This is a genomic window from Paenibacillus sp. FSL H7-0737 (assembly GCF_000758545.1).
Taxonomy (GTDB): domain Bacteria; phylum Bacillota; class Bacilli; order Paenibacillales; family Paenibacillaceae; genus Paenibacillus_AQ.
Window position 1 is genome coordinate 1024251 of record NZ_CP009279.1, and the last position, 18369, is coordinate 1042619.

The following is an 18369-nucleotide window of genomic DNA, read 5'->3' on the forward strand; positions in this document are numbered from 1 at the left end:
CCTCTTTTTTCAAAATATAAGAAAGCATAGTTTCACATCATTCTTTATTCTATTGAACTTCGGGGTCCCAGCGGTATTTGGCTTCACGAATGTCCGCTACTCTTTGGTCCAAGCCATTCCACGGTTCATGGGGATTAGCAGCAATGAGTTTGGATAACCGCATAAAGCGGTCTTTAGGTAGATCTTGCACGTATCGGCCGATCATACTGGAGTAGAGCAGGGCATAACGCTTCATTCTTACTGCAGCTCCGGCAACTCCCGTAAGGATGGTCATACCATTATTCATATGACGAATTTCTACTTCATAGTTCTTTACGTATCGTAGTGTACGATCTTTGATCAGATCAGGACGGACTTTAGCGATCTCGCCGATATATTCGGCTAGCAGCGGCTCGAAATCCTTAAGAAGAAGCTGCTCCAGTTCTAAATCCATATCCTTGCGAAGCAAAAATCCATGCAGCAAGGCGATACGCTGCCGTGCGATCCGGTCACCACGAAGCAGGATGGAGAGTTCGCGCAGCTTCTCGTAGGCAAGCACATCATCCTCACGGAGTACGGAGACAGCCTCCTGACGGTTGATCTCCAGTCCCTCTTTGATGATGCCAATCCCTCGGCCAAGCAGCTCGTTAAGAGAACGAAGATTCTCGTTCTGCCGTGCTTTTCGCTGCGTATAGTACAATAGTCCAGCGAGGAGAATCCCTCCGGCACCGCATAACATCATCTGCTCTATGCTATTCCCAAAATAGACGGAAGCTAGTGTAAGCAGTAAGATGAGTAGGAGGCGCGTATGCATTTTTCTTCCTGCAATGGATGCAGCTTGCTTCTCTACCGTAATAAGCGAGTCTTTACCGCATTTGGTGCATCGATCTTCACCGAGAGCAGTGTATTGTCCGCAGTGGCGACAAATACGAAGCTTGTCATAAGCGTAACGAGGAGCCTTGAAAGGGCGAAAGGTAACAGGTCTTTTCTTATTCACGGCCTTTATCGCCTCCGTTCAAAGCGGCCAGCAGGCGGTCGTTAATATCATCTCGAGTTAGTGGTTTACGTTGGCGTGCAGCATAGATGGAAATCTGAATTACGACAATTAGGAACGTAATCCCAAGAATGACGTATGAAATCATGGAACAGTCCTTTCTCATAGACGCCTCGCAGTCTGGATGGCTCATAGAATGATAACTCTATGCATCATTGCTACTTTGGTCCGGCGGTCCTAAAGTTGAAGTTTACAAGGTTTAATTATATCATAATGGCATACTATTTACAGATTTTAGCGACAGTGCTGAAGCTGTCATATGTGCCTAATATAACACAAGAGGAGCCCTATTTATGCTTCGTAAATATCAAAGTAACAGAACAACTAAGACACTTTTTCAACGTATCTTCCCGGCATTACTGCTGGCGCTATGTCTTGCTGCCTCACCTTTTGCAGCGGTTCAGGCCTATGCGGCAACGTCGGCGCAATCTCACATTGATGCGGTGCTTCTTATCGATGTCAGCAACTCCATGAAGACTAGTGACAAGAACAAAGTCGCGAACGAAGCGATGAAAATGTTCATAGATATGCTATCCACCCAAGGTGATAAAGTAGGTATTGTTGCCTATACCGACAAGGTACAGCGGGAGAAGGCCCTGCTGGAAATTAACTCAGAGACAGATAAACAGGATTTGAAGGATTTTATTGATGGACTGGACCGTGGAGCTTATACCGACATTGCTGTCGGTGTGGAAGAAGCTGTGAAGGTGCTCCAGAATGGTAGCGATCCGAAACATGAGCCAATCATCGTAATGCTAGCTGACGGCAATAACGATTTCAACAAATCAACAGGCCGGACGCAAAGCGAATCGGATAAAGAATTGAATGCAGCCGTGGAAATCGCTAAGAAGAATGGCTATCCCATTTATACGATTGGTCTTAACGCAGACGGCAAGCTGAATAAACAGAAACTCGCTGATCTGTCCACTGAGACAGGTGGTAAAGCATTTTCGACGGACTCCGCAGATGATCTTCCGCAAATACTTAGTGAAATTTTTGCTAGTCATCTGAAGTTAAAGGTAGTACCTGTGCAGTCGATCACTGCAAATGGGGATTATCAGGATGTGACTGTCAACGTGCCTAACGGCAGTGTTTTGGAAGCCAATATCTCAATTATGTCGTCACAGCCTGTGACCGCGAAGCTAACTGATCCTTCAGGAAATGCTGTCGCCATCCCGTCCAAGGATGTTGTGCTGTCGAAGTCTTCTACTTATAGCTTGATCAAGCTGTTGTCACCGCAAGAAGGAGATTGGAAGCTTCAGGTCAAAGGTGTGCCAAAGGATAAAATTGATATTAATCTAGTTTTTAACTATGATTTGGAGCTTAAGATCGATGCGTTGCCATCAGCAACCTATAAAAAAGGTGATAAAATTGATATTACCTCTCACCTGTTCAGCAATGGTACTCAGGTAACGCTCAGTAATTTGTATCAAGATATGAAGGCGGTACTGCTTGCTACAGATATCGATACAGGTGATGTACAGGAAATCGAACTGGATAACTCCGGGGATGTTTTTAAGGGCACCTTCGAGGTAAAAGAAAGCCATGACTATGAGCTGAAGGTTCGTGCAGAGGAAAGCAGTTTCTATCGTGAAAGTGCTCCTGTAAAAATCAGCGCGAAGGCAGGTGGCGCTGCAACTACCAGTCCTTCGACAGGAACGGGCAAAGAAGAACCTCTGAAAGAAGCTTCATCCAATACCTTGTATTACATTATTGGTGGTATTCTTCTGGTGTTGGCAGCCGCTGCCGCATGGTATGTGCTGAATAAGAAATCGGCACGTGGTTTTGTTGGACAGCTGGTAATTGAGGTTAAAGACGGCAATACGGGTGAAAAGACCTACCCACAATATAAGAAACTTGCTGGATTCAGAGGCAAGTTCACCCTTCATCAGCTGCTGCAATTAGCGCCTGAGCTCAAGGAAAGCGAGAGCATTATTTTCACACCAGCTAAGAATGACCGATTGCTGTTACGCAGTGGAGAAGGTATTACTGTAGAGAGATCCGGACGTGCTGCGGATGCCTCGCGTGGTCTTGAGCTGAAGAGTGGTGACCGCGTTTCAGTGTCCCTGCACACGGTAGATAAGACGATTTATCTCGAATATTTAGTATAGAAGTGGTTTTGCAAGAAATCTGAAGTACAGCTTCCGCAAAACTTTTAGGAGGATAAAGCATATGAAACCAGTAGTAAGAGAGCATATACAGCAATTGGATGTATCACTAGGCGGCGGGATTGTCAGCGATAAGATCAGGGTGGATACGATTGATAATCCGATCCTGATTATTGGACTAGGCGGCACGGGCATTGATGCCCTGCTGCGTCTTAAGTATCAGATTAACCGCCGCTTTAAGCTGCCAGAAGATCCGATATCCAAGAAGAAGCGGGACAAGCCGGATAATGTAGAGTTTCTAGCTTTTGAAACGAATGAACAGGATCGCGGAAAGAAATACAAAGGGATCGGACTCGATCCACAGAATGAATTTGTATTGCTGGCGAATGCTGAAATCGGCGGATTGCTGCAGAACCGCAGTATCCTTGATTCGTACATCACGGATTGGCTGTCACCCGAGCTGAGTATCACAGATGGTATGAACGGTGCCGCTGGTGTGCGGCAGGCTGGACGTCTGCTCTTGTTCACCAAGATTAATCAGGTTGTAGGAGCGATTGATAAGAAGATCAAGACCTTATCTGTAGGCACGAACAAAAAGCTGATGGTCTTCCTTTTGACAGGTCTGTCAGGGGGTACAGGTAGTGGAGCGTTCCTTGATATTGCCTATATCGTACGCGGTATTATTGAACGTGATTATGGATCAGCCGGTATTGACCGTGTGAACACACTGGGTTATCTCTTTACACCGGACGTGAACCTGTCTAATAAAAGTCTAAGTGAGCATACGCGTGAATATATTCGCAAGAACGGTTATGCGGCGCTAAAAGAGCTGGATTACTGGATGAATGTAGATAGTCGTGGGGAGCGATTCCAGCAGCAATACGGGAATATTTTGACGGTAAACTCTCCACTGCCTCCGTTTAATTTATGCCATTTGATCTCTGCAACGAATACCGAAGGTAAGCTGTTAGAGAATGCGTATGATTACTGTATGAACGTAACGGCTGAGAACATCACGAACTTTATGGCAAGTGAAGAAAAGCAGTCTGGTGAAGAATTCGCCATCCATGACTATATCAGTAATATCCGCACCAATATTGCGCAGATGAATAAGACTTATCCAGCTAACTATGAGTACAACATTATCGGCGCCTCGTCTGCCGTGCTTCCGATTGAGGAAATGACGACTTATCTGGCCTTCCGCTTGTTTGATAAAATGGAAAAAATGTTCCAGCAGGCGCCTGGTCAAGAGGATGTTGAGAAATTCGCACGTAAGCTTGGGATTGATCTCGACAGTATGATTAAAACCTTTGAATCCCGTGTGCCTGAGCCATTGCCAGGATACGAGAACAGCGAACGCTTGAGTCATGCCAATGTAGTCAAGAATCAAGTGGTAAGTATGGATACAGAGCTGGAGCAGAACTTCCTGGCTCGTGCCCGTGAGGAATATATTAAATCGAAAAAGCAGCTGCCTGGCGAAATTGTTGGACGTTTCAGTGAAGAGCTGGAGCGCATCTTCCTGCACCCAGAGCAAGGGCCGTTCTACGTTTCCCGCCTGCTGTACACAGAGAAGGGCTTCTGTATTTTGAAACTGATTCAGTCTTATATTGAGGCTTTACGTGAAAGCTTGCTGCGTCTGCCACGCGATATTGAGACGGCGCAGGACAGTGCGGATGAGAAGCTGAGCGATGCACGCAGTGCTTTTGTATCCAAAGAGAAGAAGAAAAATGCCTATATTGACGCTAAAATCAATGAGTATTGGCTGCATGCCGATGTAGAACGTACTGAGCAAATGATTCAATTTTATGAGGACTTATACGAGCTCTTAAACGATGAAAACAGCCGGATTTATGGTGTATTTACGGAGATTCTTAGTGCGCTTAGCTCGATTTTTGCCAAGAATGGGGACATCCTTATCAATGGTGAAGAGCAAGCGGATTATAAAGGAAACAAAACTTATTATTGGAACATTGTTAACGTGCCGGATATTTCGGCGACGATCTCCAAAATCATGGATCAGAAGGACGGCGACGACCTGATTCGCGACTTCACCCGTGAAATGCTGAAGCATTCCGGACGTTGGGTTAAGGAACAGGAGATTGATATCGTTCGCTCGATTTCAGAGTTCCTTAGTGATAAGTTCGGGGATCTGATCACCCGTTCGATGGAAGATTTCCTTGTGATGAAATTCGGCCATGAAGAGCCGCTGGATAAGTTCGTAGAGCGGATCATTGCCGGTAAATTGGACGAAGAGGCTGTGCCTACCTTCCACCTTAGCAACAGCTCGGGCAGCTTGCATTTCCCATCATGGGGCTTCGTTTCCGTACCTGTTAAAGCACCTGGCATCCTGAAAGGGATTCGTAATTATCAGAATAATGCGCTTGGCAAATCACAATTTACAATCAAAGAAAGCCAAGTCAAAAACCGTATTTTCTGGCTTAACACCCGCAACGGTGTGCCACTCTTCGTATACACGCCACTGCGGGTGTTTGAAGAGAACTATGAGCGGACCATTCTAGATAAGGAAGGGATCGGCCGCCATCTGGTGATGACGGATAAGAACAACTGGACGTATCTGCCTTCTCCGATTCCGGAAAAATCATGGGGTGACACCTACGTCAATTCTCGTGTACGTGATTATAACGCACGTGTACGTGCAGACTTTGCAAAGGCGTTGGCAAGCGGAGTGATCATCGAAAAAGGTGTAGACGAGAATACAAGCAACAGATACTCTGTTGTGTTCACGAAACCATTTGATATGGATGCTCTATTGAGTGGATTTGATATGCAGTTAAATTCTTCACGTCCGAATCTCGGAGAAGTGAAGAAGGCGGCTGATGAACTTAAGAATCTGCGCGAGAAGGGCTTGGAACGCGAAGGCATTAAAGATATTTTTGGCAGCATTAACAAAGAAATGGCACAGGAGAATTTAATTCGTTCACCGCAGCTGATTTCTCGTGTTCGTGTTGAGCTAGCTAAATATGCTGAGCTGACTGCAAAAGCAACGGAGCTTGAAGGGCTGCTCCATCAATATCTGGACGAAGACAAGTGGATGGACCAATTCATCGAGGCGTTGTACACGGACAGCATTATCAAGAAAGGCGCACTCTACGTTTATGATCGTGATGAAGAAGAGGACGCTTGGGAGCCGTTTGCCAACTTGATGAAAGAACGTAGCTACGTGGAATATGCCGTGTACCGTCATTTCCGGGAGCTGGATGAGAAGAGCCGCAGCGTTCTACTGCGTAAGGCAGCTCGTCGTGCGAGTGAAATGACTGCCGCTGAAGACGTAACCCCATTGCTCTATAAGCTGGAAGGGCTGTATGTATCCTTCCTTGAAGCACGCGACAGCTTGGAGTATGAACGGGTAGAGTATGAGAGCGGCGATGAGATGTATAGTTTCTACAAGAGTATGACTAGCAAACTCGGCAGCATCCGCAGAAAGTTGAAATAGGCCTATGATCAAAACACTGGCATTATCTTATGGTGAACAATATGCGGTACAGGAAGAGGCACAGCGCAGTAAAGGGGATGGACGCAGCAGCATCCATTACCCTGCCCTGTTTCTGTTCGTAGGCGACAAGGTTGCTCCGGCCATCGGTCCGGTGCTGGATAGCTGCGAACGAAAATGGGATAACGCCGGCGGTGTTATGGCATTACATGCTGTGTCAGGCACGAAGAGTGAGGACACAGACAGAAGTAAGAGGGGCTCTGATGCAGGAGGAAAAGACCGGGTGCTGGCCATGGCCTTGCCGGATATGGCAGGGTCAGATCCACGCACTGTGCGTCATGAACTTTACCGCAAGTTTCATGAGGATACACGTTATCTTGCTGAAATGAATAAAGTTATTCGGCGGCTGAGCAACAGTATAGCGGATTATGGACGGCTATATTCATCTTTTGACGTGATCCATCTCTCTATCATTACGCGGGTCGATGACCCGCTTAATGTATTGTTGCCAGAAATTACACTGCTGGCTCGAGCAATACTCAGCCAGTCCTTCAAGTCGGTACAGACGGATCTCTACGCTTTAATCAATGAGCGGGAGCAAGGGGATAATTTTGGATATTCCAGCTCAGTAGGGCTGGCTTTTCTGCGTGAATTGGACAGAATGCAAGCTACGGACTATACGTTTAATGCACCGCTACTTGTAACCGAGGATGGTCTGTCGATTCCAGTGAGTCATGGTCCTTCCGCTTTATTTGACCTTGTGTATCTGCTCTCCGATAAGAATGAGCGCGGCATGATGTCGGCTCACGGCATGGATGATAACTATGAGATCATCTCCCATATTAGTCTACTTAAGAACCGTGTCCGCCCGACCTCTGATCAGGCAACCGGACACGGTGGCTATAACAATATGACCTTCAAAAGCGGTATCAGAGGTAGCACAGGAAGACAGGGCTACGCCTCCGCAGGCTTTTCTGGCGTGAGAAGACCTAATGTCCAAATTGCCTTGGCCGTGCTGTATCACGCCTTCCGGCGCCTTGCAGCGGATATGCGTGAGGGTAGTCCATGGACTATGCGCGAGCGTCAATCTCTATTAGGGCTGGATCCTGATAGTTTGCGGGAGCATAGGGCGCAGCTAGTCCCGGAGAAAGACGGCCTTAGTGAAATGACGGGGCTAATGAGCCATGGACGTCCGTCCTACAATGAGCTGAAGCAGTTGTCACTTCGTGAAGCTGAACAGCAGCTGTTCGGTGATGGGGGCGAAGCTTATTTCCGTAATAATTTTGTCGCAGAGTCTAACCGGAGAGTAAAAGGTATTCATCCTCTTCGTGGATGGCGCACCCTATTGACGGCACAGGAAACAGCTACGCCAGCAGTAACATTCTATCAGCTTGCGGACTGGACAGCTGATCGTGATGAGGGTGGCAGTGTGCTGCATGCTTTGCGTCAGCATATGACAGGATTGCGTTCAGCACTTGTCTCCGCGCAGGATGAGCTTGAGGATCTTTATGCGGAAAGTGTGGAGCGCCAACCGTTCCAGCGTGTGCCGCTTTTTGACAAACGAACGGTACGCAACTTCATTCATTACTTATTCTCTGCGGTATATGGCAAAAAATATGAGCTATTATGCATGGAAAGTGAGCTTGCGCTGTGCAGTCGTTTGGAATCTGCGCTTGAGCAGCTTCACGTGGAATGTGTGGCCCGTGTGAAAGCTATGGAGACGCTCGAAGAAGAGTTACGTATTACTGTGATGGACAGCATTGGGCGAACGAACGAAACCACTGGCCAGAACGTGATGGAATACTATCGAGTTGTCACAGAAGAAGTAATGAAAGAGATCGAGACCCGGCGTGGGCCAGGAATATTCTTTAGTGACAAGTACATGGGTAGCGTTTCTAAGCTTTTAGAGCAAGGCAAAGAAGCAGTAGCGGAGCGTTTGATTGGCATTTGTCAGCGGGAAATATTAACGGCTGATCCGTTTGCTCTTTCTTTCGAAGAAGAATTGCTGCGGCGTGCAAATGTTGCGGCTGCTTATGAGAACCGTCAGGTTCTATCCAAGGAAGAGTTGTTCAAGCGTCTGTACCATAATCTGGAGGATAGCGCGACGATCAATGTTCGTCTGTTCGAATACACGCAAGAGCATCGTCATGAGGAAAAATATTTCTTCGGAGACAGCGCATCTGAATTCCTGCGCTATGCATTTGGTGTGGATGAGACGACCCGCATCTATCGCTTAGGCTTCGTGCATGAACAGCGCAGGAGCGGAGTGGAGAAGTTAAATCTGATGGGTGGTTTCCATTTAGAAGACCTGCTCTACTACCGTAATGGTAAGGTTTATTATGAAACCTATGCTCAGAATGGCTATCAGCTTCATGGGGTGAGTGAAGAGCAGCTTCCCGAGATGCGCTGATGGCGTAATAGATGGGTACCCTCACTTTGAGTCTCTTTATTGCATTTTGTGCAATAGATTCATCGGATATAACCTTTAATTAGAGTTCTGTTGTATTTGATACAATAGATTTAAGTAGATTTCTGGAATAGGGACATTTCTCCTTATTTCCAATGCACATTATGCAATAGAATAGAAATAGATGTTTCTTTTATTCCATTCTATTGCACAAAGTGCAATCTGGGGGATGATTACACATCCGGGCAGCCCGTTAATCGGGCTACATAACCCCCGAACAATGTTAAGGCCATAAGAGTACAATTCAGGTTTCTCCCGGAAAGGAAGTATAACGATGCAGAGAAAAATCAATCTGCTCCTGCTCTTCTTCAGTCTGATCGGCGGCGGGGTCGCCTTTCTTTTTGGCGAGTGGCTGCTAAGCTGGTACAACGATCTGCCTTCCATCTTGCTCGTTGGCATTTATTTTGCCATAGTAGCACTCGGTATCGGCATCGGTTGTCTGCTTGCAGAAATGATCTCGCCACGGCTGAACGGAGCCTCGTGGAAGCAGCGCTACCTAGGTTTATCCTGGAAGCTCCTGCCTCTGATGATTGTCCTTGCACTTGGAGTTGGAGCATTAACAGAATTTGTTTATGAGCTGAATTTTGGCGGTGCTAAACCGGTTAAAAATGTTGTAATGGCTATCGATGACTCTGGCAGTATGGCGCAGAGTGATCCTGATAACAGCCGTTATTCAGCCGCTAAGGCGTTAATTGCGAGAATGGACAATGACAATCAGGTAGCGGTGGTGACATTTAACCACGAAGCTGTAGTCGTCCAGCCGTTAACACCACTCTCGGATTCGCAGAATCGTGAGAAGGTGTTGACTGCCATTGATAACTTGAAACCAACTGAGGGTGGCACGAACATAAGTGGTGCGATCTCGGAAGCACTTAAGGAGATAGACAGTGACGGCAGAAAAAATCAAGGCGCTATGGTCATCTTGCTGTCGGACGGAGTCAGTAATTTCGACACCTCACGAGAATTACAGACCTATATAGATCGTGGCATTGCCGTAAATACCATTGGTCTGGGGATGCAGGATCCTGCCGGTACCCAGTTGCTGCAGGATATTGCGAAAATAACGGGCGGTCACTATTATGATGTGACAGATACGGCTCTTTTGGGTGATGTATTCCAGCAAATCTATGATCGTTTGGGAGATCGGACATTGCTTACGGTGCGTAGTGATGCTACGGCAGATAGTCCATACTATGCTGCAGTTCGTATTTTGTCGCTGATGCTAATCGGTGCTGCACTTGGACTCGGTCTTGGTATTATGTTTGATAACCGTCATTTAGCAAAAAGCTTCGGGATTGGCGGCGTTATCTCAGGGTTGTTCGCAGGGCTTATTCTGGAATTTGGACTTAGCGGGCACAATTTCACTGACGGCCTAATTCGCCTCCTTGCTGTTCTTATATTGGCTGCAATCATCTCATTATTTACAGGCGTCATTCCAGTAGGTGAAGGACGTATTTACCGTAATAGAAGAAATAATGCAGCTCCTAATCCACCGTCAGAAAGCTTTCCTGATCGACGGAGAAATCGGAATAGCAAAGGATTCTAGTAGTTGAAAGGGGTTTACAGTAATGAGGTACGCCGAGGATAATGCTTCCGCTCTGGTAATAACGGATGTGACATCTCAAGTGGATGAACGGTTCTGTACGCTGAGATGGCGCTGGCCGGACGGCGTGCAGGCGGTGTACATCCATAAGACCTCCGCAGAAGAGGCTTCTATTGGCACCGGGGATATTCCTCCGGTCGGAATGAAGCTCTACACTCGTGAGGAATACAAATCTAACAATGGATACCGTGATCGATTGGATGAGATCGGCCTAGTCTCCTATACCATATACGCTCGCCTTGCTGAGAACGGAGAGACACTGCTGGTGAGGCAAAGTGACGGTGCGAACCGTGTGGTGGTCAGTGCAGGCAAAGCCAGAATCTATTATTCCGTTCAACAAAAAAGAGGATTATTCGGAAAACAAAAGACCGTACATATGGCGATTACGGCAGAAGTTCCAGTGGCTCGAGATGTCCTCTGTTATGTTAAGAAACGGGGAGGACATCCGGCAGGGAAAGAGGATGGTATTCTCTTTCCCTTTGTACAGGATTTCGCCCCTGGACGCAATGTACTCCCGCCGATTGAGATCGGTAAGGATGATTTTGTACGCATCTTTTTCACCGACGGTCCTAAGTATGGGCTTTATTACGAGCTGGTGCCGGAGTAAGATCAGTCTATGCGTACAAGCGAGTGTTGGACAATGCCTGTCCATAGCAAGATACGCAGATACAACTTTTGGGAGGATGAGTAGATGTCTTTTTTTAGCCGTTTTATGAAAAAGAATCAGCCGGAGCCAAGGCCACTTTTTTACGATATTGTGTGTCCGTATTGCTTCACCAAGTTCTCTCCGGAGGATGTGGTCTTTCGGGCTATGCATAGCCGAGAGGACGATGAGAATTACGCGCTGGGCGAGGATGATGCCTTGAATAAATACCGTGAGCGCTTTGGGCTCGATACGGTGGATGACATAGAAGCAATCATTAATCCGGCGGATATTCCGGAAGAATACCATCATTATACCGATCATGTGTTAACAGGGCTTACGGATCGCTATGGAGTGCTTACACGCAGACGGCTATGTCCATCCTGCCATAACGAGCTGCCTGTGACTGCAGGTAAGGTTCCAAGTAACATTATCTCGATTATCGGAGCTTCCCAAGTCGGGAAGTCGGTATATATGACCGCGCTGATTCATACCTTGCAGCATACGACAGCAGGACATTTCGATGCCGCTTGTATGCCGCTCAACGCGGAGATTAGCCGTAAGTTCCGTACGCTCTATGAAGAACCGCTGTTTGAACGCGGGGATCTGCTAGCTTCCACACAGAAGGAGAAAATGCAGGAGCCGTTTATCTTTCAATTTGTTTTTAAGGATGAAGAAAAGCCGCCGCTGACACTTGTGTTCTTTGATGTAGCGGGTGAGGGCATGGTGGATCAGGATTATCTCGGACTACACGGTCAACATATTAAGAACTCTGCCGGTATTCTGTTTATGGTCGATCCGCTGCAAATCCGTTCGATCCGTGAGAAGATTCATATTAACATCGGTGATCGCCCGGGCGAATGGGTCTCGCAATATGACGAGCCGCGTGATGTTGTGCTGACGATGTTCGGTGATTTTATCGCTTATCAGGAAAAGAGCAAAACTGACATTCCAACAGCAGTCGTTCTTGCGAAAAGTGATATGCTGCATTCGCTGAAGGATGAGGATGGGGATTACATCAAGTCCAACAGTAATGTGTTCAATAACTATGTCCATCGCAAAACATTGAATATGGATGAATTCCATAACATCGACGGAGAAATCCGCAGATTTATTGGTAAGGTGGACAGACCTTTTAAAGATACGATGGATGTGTACTTCTCGAATACGGGCTATTTTGCGGTATCTGCGTTGGGCAGTAATCCTGTGAATCAGAAGATTGAGGGTGTAGTAAGCCCGATTCGCGTAGACGAGCCGTTTATTTGGCTGCTGCATAAGCTGAAGTATATTGAGGGGAGCGACGGCCCGTGAATGTTTTCTCAGGGTCTAAGATCGCCCAACAAATGTATACCCGCGAACGCCGCGGATTATTTCGTTCCACTGAAGGTTTTGATACAGTAGCGAAATCGGACAGTCTGGACAATAATTTTATCAAAAAAACACTGCATCCCTTCTGTCTCTACGATGCTCCAGCAGAGCTGGCCGCGCGTGGGGAGAAGGATGAGACTCTATATCCTAGTGCGCTGCACCTGTTCCATGCAGAGAATGGCGACACTGTTCTTGGGACGAGTCGTTATCAAGCGACGGATTTTACGGGCCAGCGGAGCGCCTTTTTTGCACATAACTTTGTAGTTCCAGCCTCACGTTCAGAGGAGATTATTCAGAGCTACGGGGACTTTCTGCATGCTGATTTCGCAAAAAGTTATGAAGGAGAGCTGGGCGGAACCTTGCCGGAGCTGTCTGCTATTCCAGTTATACGTACGGATCGCCGACCTGATCCTATAGCGGGATTACGCTTGCTAGGGATTGATGAAGGGATATTTAAGGCATTGCTGCAAGCGGTGATGCTCTCTGTGGCAGGTAAGAAAAAAATCTATATCGCTCTAAATGTACCTATCACGGAGCTGTCCGCACGTGCGGTGGAGCTTACAGAGATTTTATATAGCGTGCTGCCGTATGAATTCCGCCGTAGATTAGGCGTGATTACGTATGCGAATGAACCGCAAAGCCGTAAATATATTCATCTTAGCTTTGTGGAAAAAGGCTCGCTCCGTCCCGGTGATCGCAGCATCGAGAAGGACTTCACATTCGATTTGGTTTCGGGTCGGATGGGGAATGTAGATTTTGGCGAGTCCCGTCAGCCGTATGCTGATCTGGTTTGGAAGCTTTTACTTCTGAATCCAGGGGATCTCGACGATTTCGTAAGTTTTGCCGATCAGATCCTTCGCGGAGAAAGTCCTGAGCATAAACTATCGCTCGCTCTCTATAATGAGTTAGCCGTATTTTATGAGATTGAGCAGGGGAATGAGCACTTATATACAGAGAACAAGAGCGCAGTGCTGAGTGGTTTACTCTCTTATCTTAAAGCGGATGGGGCGATTCATTCCAGAATCCGACTGAATGATATTTTCTTGGAGCGGTTCGACCGAGAATTTGATTTAGTCCGGCAAAGGAATGTCCCGGATCCTGCAATTATGGAGTGCTTTAAGGATTATTTTGTGCTCAAGGATCATAATTACAAAGTCAGAATTGTTGATTATTTCATTAATGGTATGCTTCATAGCGTGGAAGCGGGACGCAAAGATGTTCTCAATGCAGCTTACGGTATCATTGAGAGAAATGATGAGCTAAGCGCTGCTTTTTTTCAACGGGTAATGTCTGAAGCGTATTTCCGCAAGCAGTTATTAGAACCTTATATGGAATCAAGACTAGTTGCTGCATCTAAATCTGTGGACATTCTGAATTTTGTACTCCATTGGGGCCGTTTTCTACCAGCTGCGTTAGAGCAACCTTTTGCTCAGGATGCAGTAAGGGATTATTTGCTAGAAAAGCTACAACTGGAGACTGATCCGGTTGCTGCGGTGGCGGAAATTCATGGCACTGTAGATAAAGCGGAGAAAGATCGACGTAGAGGGACAGGCGTATCTTCTAAAGTACTCTCACTCATGCAGGATCTGGCAGCATCTGCAGACAGATTCTTGCTGAACCGGCTATCCCTCACTGAAATGACGCAGGAGGACTTACTGGAGGTTGTTTTCTTACGTTATGGCAATGTCGTGGATTGGCAGCCGCCACTAGATAGAATTAGCAAGCAGAAAGAAAATGCACTCCGCGCTGCTTATCGCTGGTTTGGTGAAGAGAAGCCGAATGAAGAGATTTTTGCAGGCTTATCTCCAAAGGAGCTGGACGATGTACAACTGCTCGGTCGCCGTTTACTGAAGGAAGCCCGAGTGTTAGAGCCTTTTGAACGTCTGCCTCTAGCTTTCTACTACACCAGTCAGCGCGAGGGTGGTCCACTGGATTATGACGCACTCTTGGAATTAGTAAAGCATAAAGCCGGTACCGATAAGGATGTTATCTATCGATTCTTTGCATGGTCTCAAGGAAATTCTTTATTTACGATATCGAATAAAAAGCTTTATCCGGGTTACCGCCGGGCGATTCTGAAGTATTTCCAGAGCAGTGACCGCGAAGCCTTCAAGAATCGTGAGTTCCGTAAAAGCTATGTTGCTACAGCACGGCCTGCTCTTCAAAATGTGTACAATGAAGCTCGCTCCCAGCTCGCTTCCCCGCTGGCGCGCTGGATCAGCCGCAGTCGATTTCGACTCCTGATCTCCGGTTCCATCACGGGCATTCTGGTGATTATCGCAATTATCGTATTCAGTATGCTGCGTCCGGATGATCCAAAGACGGCTCTGCCGGGGACAAGCCCTGAGCCGACACCCGTTCAGAGTGCAGGCAATGAGCTGCCTCCGGCTTCAGTATACTTGAAGGATCAGAGCGTCGAAGGAGATAAGGGGAGCAGCATATTGGTGTTCACGTTTGCCAAAGCTGATGATTGTGTGCAATTTAATCCGCCGGAGATTAGTCTGATGACTTCATCCAATGTGGTGGATAAGAGCTTTAAAGTCGCTGCTAGCCATGGAACTTGTCCAGTTCCGTCAGCGGATGCCACAGGCACTACTTCTGAAACGGCTGAAGGTGCGGACGCTGCTAACGCAGGAGCCGATGCCACACCGTCTCCAACGCCTTCATCTGATGCGGAGAATAACACAGTTGATCCATCCGCGACAGCTGTCACAGAAGGGGTACAGCTATCCTATCAGGTGGAGGTTACCTTAGAACCGGGAGCGACCATTGTAGAGAAAAGTATGATCAAGGCGGGAAGATTTACATTGATTGTAGATCCCGCTCCAAAGGATACACTGGGTGTTAACTCAAGTGCTGAACCTTCTCCAACTGCAAGTCCGGAAGGAACAGCTGAATAAAGGAATTTCTGATCAGCAGGACGATGCCGAAAGGTTTGGTTCTGCTGTTCTTTTTTTGTTACTCATACAAAGCTTTTCTATAGACATGCTATGTATTAATAGATATGATTATGAAAATAAGGTTATACCGCCCTTTATAGGGGCGGTCTTTATGTTGTGCGCTCTTATTTTATGTAGTATCCATTCCTTTATAGAAAGAGGTTGAACAATGAAGAAAATAGTCACCTCCAAGTTTTTTGTACTTGGACTGGCCATATTCATGGTCATTTCAATTTTAGGAACATCCCTTGCTCCGGCAGGAACCATCTTCGCAGAGGCAGGTGTTAGCACCGGACTAGATGAATCTAGCGATGCAGCTGCTCAGGCGGAGCGAATTAATGTTGCGGATGCGACCTATACAGCTGCAGAATTTATTCTAAAGGGTGGCGTGCAGTCGGATTGGCAAGCGATTGGGCTGGCTCAAGCGGGATACAAACTGCCAGCAGGTTACCGTCTAGCTCTTGAGAAAAAGGTGAAGGATGCAGAGGGGAATTTCGCGAGCGTAACGGATTATGCGAGAATTGTACTCGCAGTAAGAGCGGTAGGTGCTGATCCTACCAACTTTGCTGGAAGCGGAACAACACCTGGCTATAACTTAATAGAGAAGATCTATAATCATGACAAAATCAGTGGACAGACACTTAATAATCCAGTATATGCTTTGCTCGCACTGGACTCTGGTAAATATAACATTCCATATAACGCGAAATGGACAGCGGATAAGCTCATTGCTGAGATTCTCTCCAAGCAAAATCAAGATGGCGGCTTTGCCTTAACGACAGGCGCTAGTGAGCCAGATATGACAGCGATAGCTTTGACCGCTCTAGCGGCACATAAGCGTAATCCAGAAGCTTACACAGCAGGACTACAAGCCGTATCTTGGCTCTCTAGTGCTCAGGATAGTCATGGAGGTTACGGAGATAGTGCTGAGAGCGCTGCACAAGCTATTCTAGGTCTCACATCCTTCGGTGTAGATCCAAGTGGATTAGAATATACCAAGAATAAAGTGAATCTGATCGGTAACCTGCTGAGCTACCGTCTAGCTGACGGAAGCTTCGCTCATAGCCGTGGCGGAAGCAGTAATATTCTAGCTACTGAGCAAGGCCTTCAGGCGCTTGTAGCCTACAATCTACTCTATAAAGGCAGTAACAGTAAGTTATACGATTTTTCTAAGTCATCTGTTCAGAATGCCTTAATCTATGCACCTGTTACTGTAGAGGGTCCTAAGAGTACTTTAGCACAGGGATATGGATATGCTAGCAACGTACTTGGTGCACTAGAGAAGCTGGCTCTTCAGACGAACTTGCCGATCACGAATCCTTCCGGTGCATATGTCACAGGAATTGGAAACATTCCCGCCGGAAGCTACGGCGGCTATGACGGATGGATGTATGCCGTATCCCGTAACGGTCAATGGATCAACCCTGATGTTGGAATGAGTGATTTTGCGCTTAAAGATTCAGATCAGGTCTTGGTATATTATGCTGGAGATGATACTAAACTTGTAGATTCGGTAACGGTGTCCAAAGCAAGCCTAAAAGAGGGCGATTCTTTTACTGTAGTAGTGACTAGTAAGACATGGAAATGGGATGCTGTAACGAATACATCCTCCCCGGTAGCTGCCAAAGCATCTGGCGTTCAGGTCCAAATTGGAAATCGCATCGTAACAACAAATGCTAAAGGCGAGGCGCTATTCTCAGGGAATGTTCCAGCAGGTGATTACAAGCTGACTGTAACAGGCTATCGTGAAGGAAAAGCGCCATCGATAGCTAAATATACTCAAGATCTAAAGGTAATTCCTAAGCATGTAACGGCTTCACTTACCGTTGAGGGTCCGCAAGGACTGATCGGTGAGGGGACTTTAAAGGCTTCCAATGCACTTGAAGCTTTGCAGCAATTGGGATTATCCAATGATTTTAAAGTAGATATCACGAAATCGTCGTATGGTAATTTTGTATCGGGCATTCATGGAGTTACTCAAGGCCTTTATGATGGCTGGTGGAGCTTCGTAGTATGGCGTAGCGGTGAATGGATCTATCCAAGTGTAGGTATGGACGCTTTTGAATTACAGGAATCCGACCGTGTTCTTGTATATTATGCCGGAGAAACCACACAGGTTGTTAATACTGCGGTTGTATCCTCTGCACAGCCGAAGCCGGGTGAAGCTTTCACAGTAACAGTTTCTCAGAAAAAATGGGTGTGGAATAAGGATACCTTTACTTCCGATCCAGTGACTTCTCCAGCCGCTGGCGTGCAGGTCTTGATCGGTGATCAGAAGGCGATCACAAATGCTAAGGGTGTAGCTGCATTTGACCAAGGTCTACCAGCGAATACCTATACGATCATTGTTACGGGATATGCTAAAGATAGTGTGCCTAGTGTGGCGCGTTATACTCAGTCACTAAACATTGCTTCAGATGTTATTGCTCCTGTTAAAGCTACGGCTACCCTTTCAGTCGTTGGGGATAACAAGAAGGGTACGATTCTGAACAGTACAACAGTATCGCTAAAAGAAGGTGAAACGGCTTATAGCTTATTGATTAGTCAATTGGGCGATAAGGTAGTATCATCCGGAAACGCTGGAAGTAAATACGTGAAATCTATAGATGGTTTGTCCGAATTTGATGGCGGACCTAGCAGTGGATGGAAGTATAAGACGAATAGAGATGCTGATCCAAGTATCAGCGCGGACAGCTACATTTTAGAGAACGGTGATATATTATATTGGTACTATTCATCGGGTGAATAAGTACGATT

General features: G+C 46.7%; 10 protein-coding genes. 8 read left to right on the forward strand and 2 right to left on the reverse strand.

The window, feature by feature from the left end:
- Nucleotides 1-49: 49 nt before the first annotated feature.
- Together H70737_RS04480 and H70737_RS30585 are read right to left on the reverse strand one after the other, a co-directional pair.
- Nucleotides 50-976, reverse strand: a complete 927-nt coding sequence (locus H70737_RS04480; RefSeq protein WP_042185097.1) for a hypothetical protein — start codon at nucleotides 974-976, stop codon at nucleotides 50-52.
- Nucleotides 969-1139, reverse strand: a complete 171-nt coding sequence (locus tag H70737_RS30585) for a hypothetical protein (RefSeq protein ID WP_156113055.1) — start codon at nucleotides 1137-1139, stop codon at nucleotides 969-971. Before H70737_RS30585 ends, H70737_RS04480 begins: the two co-directional genes overlap by 8 nt.
- A 187-nt stretch (nucleotides 1140-1326) precedes the next feature.
- Here H70737_RS30585 and H70737_RS04485 point away from each other — a divergent pair, with 187 nt between their 5' ends.
- The 8 genes from H70737_RS04485 (at nucleotide 1327) to H70737_RS29665 (ending at nucleotide 18361) form a co-directional block, all read left to right on the forward strand.
- A complete protein-coding gene (locus H70737_RS04485) occupies nucleotides 1327-3144 on the forward strand; it encodes a vWA domain-containing protein (RefSeq protein WP_052404158.1) in 1818 nt (605 codons plus the stop codon).
- 61 nt (nucleotides 3145-3205) lie between these two features.
- The gene (locus H70737_RS04490; RefSeq protein ID WP_042185099.1) at nucleotides 3206-6595 is read left to right on the forward strand and encodes a tubulin-like doman-containing protein; all 3390 of its coding nucleotides are present in this window, start codon (nucleotides 3206-3208) and stop codon (nucleotides 6593-6595) included.
- 4 nt (nucleotides 6596-6599) lie between these two features.
- Nucleotides 6600-9002 carry a hypothetical protein gene (locus H70737_RS04495; protein WP_052404159.1) on the forward strand — a complete coding sequence of 801 codons (2403 nt, stop codon included), beginning with the start codon at nucleotides 6600-6602 and terminating at the stop codon, nucleotides 9000-9002.
- A gap of 331 nt (nucleotides 9003-9333) precedes the next feature.
- Entirely contained in the window at nucleotides 9334-10605 is a 1272-nt protein-coding gene (locus tag H70737_RS04500) for a vWA domain-containing protein (protein ID WP_042185102.1), read from the forward strand.
- 22 nt (nucleotides 10606-10627) lie between these two features.
- Entirely contained in the window at nucleotides 10628-11269 is a 642-nt protein-coding gene (locus H70737_RS04505; protein ID WP_042185104.1) for a hypothetical protein, read from the forward strand.
- An 84-nt stretch (nucleotides 11270-11353) separates the two neighbouring features.
- Nucleotides 11354-12616, forward strand: a complete 1263-nt coding sequence (locus tag H70737_RS04510) for a TRAFAC clade GTPase domain-containing protein (protein ID WP_042124368.1) — start codon at nucleotides 11354-11356, stop codon at nucleotides 12614-12616.
- The gene (locus tag H70737_RS04515; RefSeq protein WP_052404160.1) at nucleotides 12613-15573 is read left to right on the forward strand and encodes a GAP1-N2 domain-containing protein; all 2961 of its coding nucleotides are present in this window, start codon (nucleotides 12613-12615) and stop codon (nucleotides 15571-15573) included. Before H70737_RS04510 ends, H70737_RS04515 begins: the two co-directional genes overlap by 4 nt.
- 208 nt (nucleotides 15574-15781) lie before the next feature.
- Nucleotides 15782-18361: a DUF4430 domain-containing protein gene (locus tag H70737_RS29665; protein ID WP_052404161.1), complete on the forward strand. Its 2580-nt coding sequence runs from the start codon at nucleotides 15782-15784 to the stop codon at nucleotides 18359-18361.
- Nucleotides 18362-18369: the final 8 nt, after the last annotated feature.